Annotated in this window: 13 protein-coding genes; 8 read left to right on the top strand and 5 right to left on the bottom strand. The window is 70.5% G+C overall.

From position 1 onward, the window contains the following. The first annotated feature begins 9 nt into the window (after positions 1-9). Both LBN7_RS04930 and LBN7_RS04935 read left to right on the top strand, forming a co-directional pair. Positions 10-1,260 carry a hypothetical protein gene (locus tag LBN7_RS04930; RefSeq protein WP_407361123.1) on the top strand — a complete coding sequence of 417 codons (1,251 nt, stop codon included), beginning with the start codon at positions 10-12 and terminating at the stop codon, positions 1,258-1,260. Between the two features lie 19 nt (positions 1,261-1,279). Then, entirely contained in the window at positions 1,280-2,092 is an 813-nt protein-coding gene (locus LBN7_RS04935) for an alpha/beta fold hydrolase (RefSeq protein WP_407361124.1), read from the top strand. Between the two features lie 37 nt (positions 2,093-2,129). Here LBN7_RS04935 and erm read toward each other — a convergent pair whose 3' ends face one another. The 3 genes from erm to LBN7_RS04950 form a co-directional block, all read right to left on the bottom strand. Then, positions 2,130-2,897 carry a 23S ribosomal RNA methyltransferase Erm gene (gene erm / locus LBN7_RS04940; protein WP_407361125.1) on the bottom strand — a complete coding sequence of 256 codons (768 nt, stop codon included), beginning with the start codon at positions 2,895-2,897 and terminating at the stop codon, positions 2,130-2,132. A 239-nt stretch (positions 2,898-3,136) separates the two neighbouring features. Continuing rightward, complete coding sequence (locus tag LBN7_RS04945) at positions 3,137-3,739, bottom strand: response regulator transcription factor (protein ID WP_116634397.1); 603 nt, start codon at positions 3,737-3,739, stop codon at positions 3,137-3,139. Continuing rightward, complete coding sequence (locus LBN7_RS04950) at positions 3,736-4,938, bottom strand: sensor histidine kinase (protein ID WP_407361126.1); 1,203 nt, start codon at positions 4,936-4,938, stop codon at positions 3,736-3,738. Before LBN7_RS04950 ends, LBN7_RS04945 begins: the two co-directional genes overlap by 4 nt. Positions 4,939-5,095: 157 nt before the next feature. Here LBN7_RS04950 and LBN7_RS04955 point away from each other — a divergent pair, with 157 nt between their 5' ends. From LBN7_RS04955 to LBN7_RS04980, 6 genes are all read left to right on the top strand, one after another. Then, positions 5,096-5,638, top strand: a complete 543-nt coding sequence (locus tag LBN7_RS04955) for a small multidrug efflux protein (RefSeq protein WP_407361127.1) — start codon at positions 5,096-5,098, stop codon at positions 5,636-5,638. Positions 5,639-5,935: 297 nt separating this feature from the next. Next, positions 5,936-7,450 carry a sigma-70 family RNA polymerase sigma factor gene (locus LBN7_RS04960; protein WP_407361128.1) on the top strand — a complete coding sequence of 505 codons (1,515 nt, stop codon included), beginning with the start codon at positions 5,936-5,938 and terminating at the stop codon, positions 7,448-7,450. Positions 7,451-7,499: 49 nt separating this feature from the next. Beyond that, on the top strand, positions 7,500-7,835 hold the full coding sequence (locus LBN7_RS04965; protein WP_116634394.1) for a helix-turn-helix transcriptional regulator: 336 nt from the start codon (positions 7,500-7,502) through the stop codon (positions 7,833-7,835). Beyond that, positions 7,835-8,515: a cation transporter gene (locus LBN7_RS04970; RefSeq protein WP_116634393.1), complete on the top strand. Its 681-nt coding sequence runs from the start codon at positions 7,835-7,837 to the stop codon at positions 8,513-8,515. Before LBN7_RS04965 ends, LBN7_RS04970 begins: the two co-directional genes overlap by 1 nt. 17 nt (positions 8,516-8,532) lie before the next feature. Then, the gene (locus LBN7_RS04975; RefSeq protein WP_407361129.1) at positions 8,533-9,438 is read left to right on the top strand and encodes an SDR family NAD(P)-dependent oxidoreductase; all 906 of its coding nucleotides are present in this window, start codon (positions 8,533-8,535) and stop codon (positions 9,436-9,438) included. Between the two features lie 33 nt (positions 9,439-9,471). Then, on the top strand, positions 9,472-10,377 hold the full coding sequence (locus LBN7_RS04980; RefSeq protein WP_407361130.1) for an arginase family protein: 906 nt from the start codon (positions 9,472-9,474) through the stop codon (positions 10,375-10,377). Positions 10,378-10,391: 14 nt separating this feature from the next. Here the strand turns inward: LBN7_RS04980 and LBN7_RS04985 are convergent, their stop codons facing one another. Then, on the bottom strand, positions 10,392-11,675 hold the full coding sequence (locus LBN7_RS04985) for a hemolysin family protein (protein ID WP_407361131.1): 1,284 nt from the start codon (positions 11,673-11,675) through the stop codon (positions 10,392-10,394). A gap of 97 nt (positions 11,676-11,772) precedes the next feature. After that, positions 11,773-12,846: a TerC family protein gene (locus LBN7_RS04990; RefSeq protein WP_407361132.1), complete on the bottom strand. Its 1,074-nt coding sequence runs from the start codon at positions 12,844-12,846 to the stop codon at positions 11,773-11,775. Positions 12,847-12,905: the final 59 nt, after the last annotated feature.

The raw sequence follows: 12,905 nt of genomic DNA on the forward strand, positions 1-12,905 counted from the left end.
CCTGGAGCCATGGACATCCTCCGCTCCCGCCGCCGACTCATCACCCTCTGCCACGGGCTGACCGGTCTGATGACAGCGGTCTGGGGCGCAGGTCTCCCCGCGCTCGACGCGCGCCTCGACCTCGGACCGGCGGCCATCGGCGTCATGCTGCTCGTCGTCGCGGGCTTCGCGCTGCTGGCGATGCGGGCCGCGGGCCGCTTCTCCGGTTCGGCCGGGCGGATGCTGGCCGCGGCACTGCCATGCGCCGGCGGTGCCCTCATGCTGGCGGGCATCGCGCCGTCCCTTCCCGTGCTGCTCCTGGCGGCCGGGATGTTCGGACTCGGCTGCGGTGCGACGAACATCGCGCTCAGCACCCAGGCGATGGCGGTGGAGACGGCGATGGGGCGGCCGGTGATCGCCCGCATGCACGGCTTCTGGACGCTCGGCGCCGCGGGCGGCGGGCTGCTGCTCGCCGCCGCTCTGCACGCGGGCCTCGACAGTCGCCTCGCGATCTCCGGAGGCGCGGGGCTCCTGGTGACGGCATCCGCTCTGGTGGGGATGCGGCTGCGCGGGCTGCCGACGGCGTCCGGTGCTGCTCCGGCGTCCGCGCTCGTCCCTTCCGTCGACGGCGATGCAGGAGATGCCGGCGCTGCACCGCTCCGGCCGGGCCATCTCGTCGCCCTGGGCATGGTGGGGGCGGCCGCCTTTCTCGCCGAAGGTGCCGCGACCGACTGGGCGGGTGTGCACACGACCCGCATCCTCGGCGCGGATCCGGCGACCGGTTCCCTGGTCTACGGCGTCTTCTTCGCGGCGATGACCGTGATGCGCTTCGGCGGCGACGCGCTCCGCCGCCGGCTCGGGCCGCTGCGCACGGTCCGCCTCACGAGCGGGCTCGCCGCGATCGGCTATGCCGCCGTGCTCACCGCGGGTCTGGTGCCGGACAGGCCCGTCGCCGTGATCGTCGCCGTCTCCGGCTGGGCGCTCGCGGGGGCCGGGACCGCCCTGATCTGGCCGATCGTGATCGGCACCCTGGCTGAGCGCGGCGAGACCCCCCGGAAGCTCTCCGTCGTCACGATGATCAGCTACGGCGGCGGGCTCCTCGGCCCCGCCCTGATCGGATTCCTCGCCGCCGCGGCCTCTCTGCCCGTCGCGATGCTGCTGCCCGCCGGGCTCGCGGTCCTCCTGGCGATCACCGCGCCGTCCGTGATCCGCCGCTGCCGCGGCATCCGCTCGACGTCATCGTCGACGCCCCTGACCACCGCCGTACCCCAGAAGCAGTGACCGAGAGAAGGAGACACCCATGAACACCACCTCGACCCTCGACCGCCCCGACGCACGCCTCCACTACGAGGTGCGCGGGGAGGGTCCGCTCATCGCGCTGATCGGCTCCCCGATGGATGCCGACGCGTTCGCCCCTTTCGCGGACGAGCTGGCCGCCGATCACACGGTGCTCACCGCCGATCCCCGCGGGATCAAGCGCAGCACGGTGGCCGACCCGACACGCGAGTCGAGTCCTGCCGTGCGGGCGGCGGATCTCGCCGCCCTGATCGAGCATGTCGGTCGCGGACCCGCGACGGTCCTCGGATCGAGCGGAGGTGCCGTCACCGTGCTCGCCCTCGCGCAGGACCGACCGGACCTCGTCGAAGTCGTGATCGCCCATGAACCGCCCCTGCTGCGCCTGCTGCCCGATCACGAGGCCCAGCTGCAGACCGCTGAGGACCTCATCGCGCTCGCTCTCGGCGGGGATCGCCTGGGCGCGTGGCGGATGTTCTTCGCGCAGGCGAACATCGTCATGCCGGAGGAGGTGCTCGTGCAGTGGTTCGGCGGGGATGCCGATCCGCAGAGCCTCGCCGACGAGCGGTTCTGGTTCGAGCGCGAGTACCTCGGCAGCGTCGGCTGGCAGCCCGATCTCGACGCGCTGCGGCGCGCAGACGTGAGCTTCGTGCTCGGCATCGGCGAGGAGTCGGTCGGCCAGCTGTGCGAGCGCACCACGACGGCGCTCGGCGCGCAGCTCGACGTCGAGCCGACGAGGTTCCCGGGCGATCACACGGGCTTCGTCGACCACCCCGCGGAGTTCGCCGCACGGCTGCGAGCCGTGCTCGAGACCCGGTGATCGGAAAGGGGGTGCGCCTCGGACGCACCCCCTTTCCTCACGCCGACCGCGCGAACCACCGCCAGAGCCCCGACCACTGCTCCGGTCCGAGATCGCGCGGGAGACGCCGGTCCGATGCGCCGGCGGCCGTCAGCGCCTGCCGCGCCTGGGCCCTCGACACGCGAGCCGCCGAGGCCACGACCGCGTCGAGGGTCGCCCCGCGCGCCGTGAACATCGACCGGACGAACCCCTCGTACGCGCGACGCTCGGCGGTCGGCACGAGCGGTGAGCCGCGTCGCGTGATCGACAGCAGACCACCGTCGACGCTGGGCTGCGGCGAGAAGCCCCACGCCGGGACACGCCCTTCGAGTGAGAACTCGAACCACGGTGCCGACTGGGCGGTCATCAGGGTGCCTCCCCCGACGCCCGCCCGCTTGCGGGCGACCTCCCACTGCGTCAGCAGAACCGCGTCGCGCCACCGGCCCGTCGACAGCATCCGCCGCAGGATCGGGGTCGTCAGGTGGAAGGGGATGTTGCCGACCACGACATCGGCGTCGAGCGGATGGCGCGTCGCGTCGGCGTGCTCGACCCGCACGCTCGGCAGGCGCCCGCTCAGTCTGCGGACCCGATGCTCGTCGATGTCGATCGCCGTGAGCGGTCGTCCGAGCTCCGCCAGCGAGCGGGTGAGAGCGCCGTCGCCGGCGCCGAGTTCGAGGATCGACCCGGACGTTCGCCGGACGATCATCGTGATGCGTCCGAGGGTGGGGCGATGGGTGAGGAAGTTCTGGCCGAGTTCGTGTCGGCCGCCGTGGATCGAACGAGGCATGAGTGCGCTCCAGAGGAAGAATCGGAGCACCTCGAAGGAGGGAAGGACGCGGAGACGCGTCAGTGAGGACTGCCCGTCCCGAGGTGCGATGACATCTCGATGGACGGCGCGCAGATGCGTGCGAGCGAGCGCGCCGTCAGGCGCGGCGGTCGCGGAACACGAGGGTGCGCCCCATCACGGGCGCGAAGCATATTGTTCCCATGGCCGACAGCCTAGCGACCTCCAAGACGCGGCTCCAGTCAGATCCAGCCGCGCTCCTCGGCGATCAGCACGGCCTGCTGTCGGGTGCCGACGTGCAGCTTTCCGAGGATCACCGAGATGTGGTTGCGGACCGTGCCCGGCGCGAGCGCGAGGGCACGGGCGATCTGTCCGGTCGTCTCCCCCCGCCGTCCGGCACGCAGCACGTCCAGCTCGCGATCGGTCAGCGGCGAGCGCTCGTCGCTCAGCGCATCCGCCGCGATCTCCGGGTCGACGTAGCGCGCGCCCGCTGCCACCCGCCGGATGACGGCCGCGACCTCGTCGGCACCGCGGGACTTGGGCAGGAACCCCGCGACGCCGGATGCCAGCGCGCGACGCAGCACGCCGGGCCGCGCGTGACGGGTGACGACGACGCAGCGCGTCGCGATCGCCCGATTCAGACGCTCGGCGACCTGCACGCCGTCGAGGCCCGGCATCTCGAGGTCGAGCAGGCAGACGTCGGGCTGCAGGCGCAGCGCCTCGGCGACCGCCTGCTCGCCGTCCTCGCACTCGGCGACGACCTCGATGTCCTCCTCCAGGCGCAGCAGCGCCGCGAGCGCCGACCGGATCATCCCCTCGTCGTCGGCGAGCAGCACGCGGATCATCGAGCCTCCTCCACGTTCGACGGCACGGTCACCACGACCACGAACTCCTCCGCGTCGGCGTGGATCTCGAGCGTGCCGTGCACGTCGTCGATCCGACGACGGACACCGTCCAGGCCGGAGCCGTCGTCACCGAACCGGGCGCCCTGCACCGCGTCGTTGGCGATCTCGTACCGCCAGGCATCCACCGTCCGGGTCAGGGCGAGACGCGCACGGCGTCCACCGCCGTGCCGCAGCACGTTCGTCGTCGTCTCCCGGATCACCGGCCCGAGAGCGGATGCCGGTGCGGCGGCGGCATCCGGATCGATCACCGCCTCGACCTCGAGGCCGGCGGCGCGCAGGAGGTCTCGGGCGTTGGCGAGCTCATCGCTCAGCGGGACGGACCGGTACCGGGTCGCGAGGTCCCTCGTGCCCTGGCGCGCCTCGTCGACGCTGACCCGCGCGGCGCGGAGCTGTTCCATGCCGGCATCCGGATCGCGCGGCAGCAGCCGCTCCGCGAGCTCCAGCTGCAGCGCGATGACCTGGAGGTGATGCCCCTGCAGGTCGTGCACATCGGTCGCCACGCGCAGCCGCTCCTGCGTCGCCGCGAGGCGCGCCTCCGATGCACGGGCGCGGTCCAGAGTCACCATGACGTCCCAGAACCACAGCGAGCTGACCGTCATCCCCGGCAGCAGCGCGGTGTAGGCACCCGGGAGCCAGGTGGGGATCCCGACACCGAGCGCGTCGGTCGCCGAGTCGACGAGGGCGAGCGCCACCAGGAGCAGCGTCGCCGCCACGACCACACGGAAGCGGACGCCACGCGGCCAGTTGAGCAGCACCAGCGACTGCGCGAGCGGCATGACGGCGAGCTGCCAGCTGCCGGTGAGCGCTCCGGCGACCGCCCCGAAGGCCACGGCGACGACCAGCGGGACGGCCAGGCGCCGCCAGGGCACTCCCGGTCCGGCATCGATGCGGTGCCGGTAGTCGAACAGCAGCAGCAGCGTCGACGCGCACCACAGCAGGCCTCCGACGGCGATGACGAGGACGACAGTGACGCGGAGGTCCATCGCCGCCACGATGCCCGCCCAGGCGCCGATCAGCATGACCTCGATGAACAGCACGGCGGTCAGCGTGTACCACCAGGTGACCGTGACGCCGCGCGTCAGCGAGACCGCCCCCGGGGTCGGAACGGCGGGGGCGAGGGGCTCGATGCGGCTGCTCACGCTCTCACGATACGGGCGTGACAGATGTCACGGATACGACGTGCGATACACCCGAGAAGCGGTGACGGCCCGGCACTGTCGTGCGCGACCCCGGAGCGGTGGACTGGATCCATCGCGACGGACACGCCGTTCGCACCGACAACCGGGAGCACACCCCATGAACCTCATCGAGATCTTCCAGAACTGGGTCGCCCAGGTCCCCGAGCTCGTGCAGCCGCTCATCGTCGCCCTCGCCGGCGCGATCCCCTTCATCGAGGGCGAGGGTGCCGCGAGCATCGGGATCATCGGCGGCATCCACCCGGTGATCGCCGCCGTCGCAGCCATCGTCGGCAACTTCGTGTGCGTCGCCGTGCTGGTGCTGGCGAGCTCGGGTGCCCGCAGCGCGATCGTGAACCGCTCTCGTGTGACGGAACCGGCCCTCGCAGGAGGAGGAGCGGCAGCTGCACCCGCGTCCGAGGCGCCGCACGCCGATCGCAAGGCCGCCCGCCGGGAGAAGTTCCAGCGCGCGTTCGAGCGCTACGGCGTCCCCGGGGTCAGCCTTCTCGGACCGCTGCTGCTGCCGACCCACTTCACCGCCACGATGCTCGCCGCGGCCGGCGTCGGCAAGGCGCGCGTGCTGTTCTGGCAGGCGCTCGCGATCATCGGCTGGACGACGGCGGTCGCCGTGATCGTCGGCGGTGCGGTCTACGCCATCCGCTGATCCGAACGGCGCCTCCGACCGATTCGGCGGACTCGCGTCATGATTCGTCCGCCACGGGGTCTTGCCTATGACGGAGGTCCGGGCCTTTGGGGATATTGGCTCGCTCCGTCATCGGCCGCCCACCCCTCACACAGAGCGGCCAGAGGGTGGGATCCCTTCCCCGGGATCCCACCCTCTTTCTCGTGGTGCGGTGCTCCACTGTCGTCGTAACCCTCGCATGTCGGCCACCCGGTCTGCGGTAATCTCTCAATCCCCCGACGCGACACCCGGACGTCGTGCGACGGAACACGAGGTCCCATGGAAAGCTCTGGCGCAGGCACCGCCGACGAGACCGACGCCGACCTCCTCCGGCGCAGCCGCGACGGCGACCGTCGCGCGTTCTCCGAGCTCTGGCGCCGACACGCTCCGACCGCCGTGGCCTATGCCCGCAGCCTCGGCGCCGCGCCGCCCGACCCCGAGGACGTCGTCTCGGATGCGTTCCTGAGCATCCTGCAGCTGGTGCGCACCGGCCGAGGGCCGGAGGAGAGGTTCCGTCCCTATCTGCTCACCACGGTGCGCAACACCTGGCTGACGGCCGCTCGGCGCGCGCCGTCGACGGTTCCGCTCGACGCGGTCGAGGAGCCCCCCTCGGGCGTCGGCACGATCGACGTCGAGGCGATGATGAACTCCACGGCCCTCGCCGAGGCCTTCTGCGCGCTTCCGGATCGTTGGCAGCATGCGCTCTGGCTCAGCGAGGTCGAACAGCTCCCCCCTCGCGAGATCGCCGATGTGCTCGGCATGAGGGCGAACGCCGTGGCCGCTCTGACGTACCGCGCCAGGGACGGGCTCCGGAAGGCGTGGATCGGCGCGCACCTCCGCCGTGCACCTGCCGGTTCCGACCATGTGCGCGTGATCGAGCTGCTCGGCGCCTACGTGCAGGGCGATCTGGGTCCGCGCCCGCAGAAGTTCGTCGCGGGGCACCTGGAATCGTGCGCCGACTGCCGCGCGGCGGCCGGTGAGGCGAGACACCTCGCGCGCGCCATCACGCTCGGCCCGCTCCTCGTCGGCGGCGCCGGACTCGTCATCGTCCCCGCGTATTTCGGGGCGGGGCAGGCCGCAGCGGCGATCGTTGCGGCCGCAGCGCCGACGGCGCCCGTGCTGTGGCCCGTCGCCGCCGCCGTGGCCGTGGCCCTCTCGGTGAGCGGCAGTCTGTTCCTGCGCACCCCGACCGAACCGGACGCGACCGCGGTGGATCTGCCGTCGGTCGCGCTGCCGGACGAGGCGGCATCCGCACCGCCTCTCGCTCCGTCTCCGGACCTCGCACAGCCGAATCCCGCCACGTCCTCGACCGTGGGCATCCGCGAGATCGCCGCTCCGATCGCCGACGCTACGAGCACTCCGGCACCGGTGCCGACTCCCGTTCCGGTGCCGGCACCCGACGCCGCTCCGGCGCCCGTCGAAGAACCTCCGGCGTCACCCACGACCGCCCCCGTGACGGCGCCCGTGACCGCGTCGAGCGAGCACGATCCCCCACCGACGACCTCCCTCAGCCGATCGCGCTGGTGGTGGGTCGATGTCGCCGTGACTCCCGCCGATCTCATCGGATGCCCTCCGATCGCCACCGTGACCATCGGCGGGGTCGCCGGAACGACTGTCCTGGTCGTCATCGATGATCAGCGCAGCGGAGCGGTCGTGACCCTCGATTCCGACGGCGTCTGGACAGGAGAGATCGAGCTGCCGATGACCTCGGGGCAGCATGCGGTGTCGATCATCGATACCGGCCCGCGGGACGAAGATCCCGAGGTGCTCGCGCAGGGCACCGTCGACTACTGATCTCAATTCAGGCATTCCTGAATTCAGGTTCTGCTGTACGGTTGTCATCATGACCACGGCGACGGCATCTCTCACCCATACCGCGGCGGTGGCCCGTCTCGGCCACGCATTGTCCGATCCGACGCGTGCCGGCATCCTGCTCGCCCTGCGGGCGACCGACCGCTACCCCGCCGAACTGGCCGATGATCTCGGCGTCTCCCGGCAGGTGATGTCCAACCACCTGGCCTGCCTTCGCGGATGCGGACTGATCGAGAGCGTCCCCGACGGCCGCCGGAGCAGCTATCGCCTCACGGACCCGCACCTCGCGCCGGCCCTCGACGAACTCGTGCGCGTCACCCTGATCGTCGAGCCGGACTGCTGCGACGGCGAAGGATGCAGCTGCTGATGTCGACGCTCACCGCGGACCGCCGCGCGACCCTCCATCGACGCATCCGACTCATCGTCGCGATCACGATCGCGTACAACCTCATCGAGGCGGTCGTGGCGATCGCCGCCGGGTCGATCGCCTCATCGGCGGCGCTCGTCGGGTTCGGCCTCGATTCGACCATCGAGGTCCTCTCTGCAGCGGCCGTCGCCTGGCAGTTCACGCGACGCGACCCGGAACGCTGGGAGAAGCCGACCCTGCGCGTGATCGCGATCGCCTTCTTCGCGCTCGCCGTCTACGTCACCGCGACCTCCGTGCTCGCCCTCGTCACGGCGGAACGACCGGAGCACAGCACGATCGGGATCGTCCTGACCGCCGTCAGCGTGGTGGTCATGCCCTTCCTGTCGTTCGCCGAGCGGCGAGCGGGTCGCGAGGCGGGATCCGCCACTGCCGTCGCCGACTCGAAGCAGACGCTGATCTGCACCTACCTGTCGGCCGCCGTGCTCGTCGGCCTCGTCGCGAACTCGCTGTTCGGCTGGTGGTGGGCGGATGCCGTGGCCGGGCTGGTCATCGCGGCCTTCGCGGTGCGCGAGGGCGTGGAGGCATGGAGGGGCGACGCATGCGCGACCTCCGTCGGGATGATCTTCGACGACGAGCACGATGACCACGACCACGATCACCACGATCACCACGCGCACTGAGCATCTAGGTTGGGGAGATGGATGCTCGCCTGCCGCTGCGGCACGACCTCGACGGTCGCACGATCCTCGTCACCGGAGCCAACGCGGGAATCGGGTACTGGTGCGCCGAGCGTCTCGCCGCTCGCGGTGCGCGCGTGCTTCTGGGATGCCGATCGCCCGAGCGAGCGCAGACCGCGGTCGCGGCGATCACAGCCCGCGTCTCCGACGCGCAGCTGCGCATCGTCTCCGTCGATCTCGGCTCACTCGACAGCATCCGCAGCGCGGCAGCCGACGTCGATGAACGACTCGATGCGGTCATCTGCAACGCCGGTGTGAAGACCGCCCGCAAGGATGCCCGGACGCACGACGGCTTCGACCTGATGATCGGCACCAACTTCCTCGGGCATTTCGCTCTGCTCGCCCAGCTCGCCCCGTTCTTCGCCGACGATGCCCGCGTGGTGGCGGTCGGCTCGATCGCGCATCGCTTCGCCCGGCTCGAGCCCGGCCGTCTCTCGGATCCCTGGCGCGGCTCTTCGCTGCGTCAGTACGGGCGTTCCAAGGCGGCGCTCATGGCGTTCGCCTTCGAGCTGGACCGACGCTGGTCCGATACCGGGCGATCCGCCCTCTGCGCACATCCGGGGTACGCGGTCGATCCGCTCACCGCCCCGCGGCCCGGACTCGTCGAGGTGCCCGCGGTCGTGCGCGCTCTGGCCACCCTGAGCCGACCGTTCGTGCAGGGCAAGGACGACGGCGCCGCGCCGCTGATCCATGCGGCCACGGCCACCGAGGCAGAGAGCGGCGACTACTGGGGCCCGGGAGGGGCGCTCGAGTTCCGCGGCGCACCCACCCGCGTGCGCGCCTCGGACGAGGTCCGATCGCCTGCCACCGGCCCCGCCCTCTGGGATGCTGCGGAGCAGCTGACCGGCGTGCGCTTCCCGACCTGAGCCGATGTCGGATGCCGCGGCCAGACTGGGGTCATGATCACTCTGCTGTCCGCCCCCAGCAACCTCGGTCTGCGGCCGCCTCAGCGCGGAAGCGTGCCGGGCACGGCGAAGGCTCCGGAGGCGCTGCGCGAGGCAGGACTCCACACCCGCTTCGCCGAGCGCGGGGCGATCGACGGAGGTGTCGTGCTCTCCGCACGCTATGTCGATGACGACGACACCAGGGCCGCCGGGCATGTCCGCAATGAAGCGGCGCTGGTCGAGCACTCCCGGCGCCTCGCCGCGCGCATCACCGACGTGCTCGCCGCGGAGAGTGCTCCGCTGGTGATCGGCGGCGACTGCGCCCTGCTGCTCGGCGCCGGCATGGCCTCGGCGCGACGAGGTCGCACCGGGCTGGTGCACGTCGACGGGCACACCGACTTCCGCCATCCGGGGAACAGCGACGAGAGTGCGAGCGTGGCCGGCGAGGCACTGGCGGCCGCGATCGGGTACCACTGGCCCGCCATCGCGGACATCGACGGCCTCTCCCCGTACTTCGCGGCTGCCCGCACCGCACACATCGGTCATCGCGATGACGACGAGGAACAGGAAGAGGTGCGCGCGCTCCTCGGACTCGTCACCCCCGCCGCCGATGTCATCAGACGGGGTGCGGCGGCCGTGGCGGCCGACTCCGCCGCGGCGGCCGGTCCCGACGGTTACTGGCTCCAGGTCGACGTCGACGTGCTCGATGCCTCAGTGATGCCGGCGGTCGACAGCCCGGATCCCGGCGGCCTGACCGCGGCGCAGCTCACCGATCTCCTGCGGGAACTGGCACCTCGGGCCATCGGCGCGAGCATCACCGTGTTCGACCCCGACCTCGACCCAGACGGCCGCTACGCGCGACTGCTGGTCGACATCCTGGATGCCGGCCTGCGCGAACTCGGGTCGGGCATCCGCGGTTGACGCGACAGCCCTGATCACGCCGGCGTCGCCTCGGCATCCGCGTGAGCCGTCACCTGCACGAGGGAGATGCGGCGGCGATCGAGCTCGACCACCCGCAGCGTCGCTCCGTCGACCTCGATGCAGTCGCCGACTGCGGCGAGCCGCCCGAGACGCTCCGTGACGAATCCGGCGATCGTGTCGGACGACCCGCGCGGGATCGAGAGGCCGGTGAGCTCCTCGAAGTCCTGCAGGTTGAGCCTGCCGTCGATGCCCGCGTCAGGAGACGCGACGACGTCCGCGTCGTACTCGTCGAAGATCTCCCCCACGACCTCTTCCACGAGATCCTCGAGCGTGACCAGTCCGTCGGTGCCGCCGTATTCGTCGACGACCACCGCGATCTGATGACCGTCGGCCCGCATCCGGGTCAGCGTCGGGAGGACGCGCGCGGTCGACGGGATGTACGGGATCTCTCGCATGAGAGATCTCAGCGGCTCGGTCACGCCTGCGCCTGACGCCTCGAACAGATCACGCACGTGCACGAAGCCGATAATGTCGTCGATCGAGCGATCCGAGACCGGATAGCGGGAGAACGGCAGATCCCGCACCTGGACCACGGCGTCCGCCACACTCGCCGATTCGTCGAGCGCGACGACCTCCGGACGGGGGCGCATGACCTCGCTGATCTGCCGCCCGCGCAACGAGAGTACATCGTCGAGGATCCGACGCTCATCGTCGGGCAGTCCCTGATGCGAGGCGACGATGTCGCGCACCTCGTCGTCGGTCATCTCCTCCCCCGTCTTGTGCGGGTCGCCGCCGAGCAGCCGCACGAGGGCGTTCGTCGACACGGAGAGCAGCCAGATCACCGGGCGCATCACGGTCGCGAAACCGTTCAGCGCCGGCGCCACCGCATAGGCGAACTGGGCATTCCGCTGGATCGCCAGTCGCTTCGGGACCAGCTCGCCCAGCACGAGGGAGAGGTAGGCGATCAACAGGGTCAGCACGACCGTCGCGATCGTGAGGGCGAGAGCGGGCGCGGCGCCCCACATCTCGAACAGCGGGGCGAGCGACGGCGCGATCGACGTCGCTCCGTATGCGGCCGATGCGAAGCCCGCCACGGTGACGCCGATCTGCACGGCCGAGAGGAAGGTGTTGGGATTGCGAGCGAGCGCCGCCACCTTCGCACCACGGCGTCCACGGAGCCCGATCGCGGTGATCTGGCTCTCACGGAGGGTGACGAGCGCCATCTCGGTCGCGGCGAAGACACCGCCGACCAGGACGAACACGAAGACGAGCGCGATGTTCCAGAGCAGATCACCCATCAGCGGAAGCTCCCGCTGAGGGGACCGAGCACGCCCGGTGGGAGCCGGGCGCTCATACTGTCAGGGTCTGAGGAAGGGGTGGAGCAGCGCGACGCGCTCACGAATTCTCCTTGTCGATGGCGGATGTCGAGGGAACGGCGATCCCTGCGGTGTCGGTGCTCTCCAGCGAGCTCAGAGTCCCCGAGGCATCGACCGTCTCTGCGGCCCCCGGGGATCGCCGCGTCTTGAGGAGGCTGGCGACCGTGGCGACGGTGATCGTCGCGGCGATGAACAGCAGCGAGAACCAGATCGGGATCTCGGGAGCCCAGAGCATCGGCTCGCCGCCGTTGATGAAGGGCAGCTCGTTCACGTGGAGGGCGTGCAGCACGAGCTTCACGCCGATGAACGCGAGGATGACCGCGAGCCCTTGGGCCAGGTAGACGAGGCGCTCGAGCAGGCCGCCGATGAGGAAGTACAGCTGCCGCAGACCCATGAGCGCGAACGCGTTGGCCGTGAACACGATGTAGGCCTCGTCGGTGAGCCCGTAGATCGCCGGGATCGAGTCGACCGCGAACACGAGGTCGATGAAGCCGATCGCGATGATCGTGAGCAGCATCGGGGTGACGAAGCGCTTGCCGTTGTTCACGACGGTCAGCTTGTCCTCGTTGTACTCGTCGGTCACCGGGAGGTGCCGACGGACGAACGTCATGAAGCGGCCGTTGGCCGGGTTGCTCTCGTGGTTGCTGAAGGCCTGTCGGTACGCGAGGACCAGCAGCAGCGCGCCGAACAGGTAGAAGATCCACGAGAAGTTCTCGATGAGAGTCGCGCCGACGGCGATGAAGATGCCGCGCAGGATCAGCGCGATGACGATGCCGATCATCAGCACCTTCTGCTGGTAGATCTTCGGCACGGCGAAGCCGGTCATCACGATGAGGAACACGAAGAGGTTGTCGATCGACAGCGCCTTCTCGGTCAGATACCCGGCGAAGTACTCCCCGCCGAAGGTCCATCCGGAGAAGACGCCGATCCCGACGCCGAAGAGCAGAGCGAGGCTGATGTAGAAGATCGACCAGCGGGCGGATTCCGCGATCGAGGGCTCGTGAGGCTTGCGCACGTGGGCGAAGAACTCGTACACGAAGAAGGCGATCGTGACCGCGATCGTGATGATCCAGATCAGAGGCGTGATTTCCAACAGGGGCTCCAGACTCGGCGTGACAAAGCAGCGCCAAAGTCTTCTCCATTCCTGAGATC

Origin of the sequence: Microbacterium sp. LBN7 (assembly GCF_045690345.1) — a bacterium.
GTDB lineage: Bacteria > Actinomycetota > Actinomycetes > Actinomycetales > Microbacteriaceae > Microbacterium.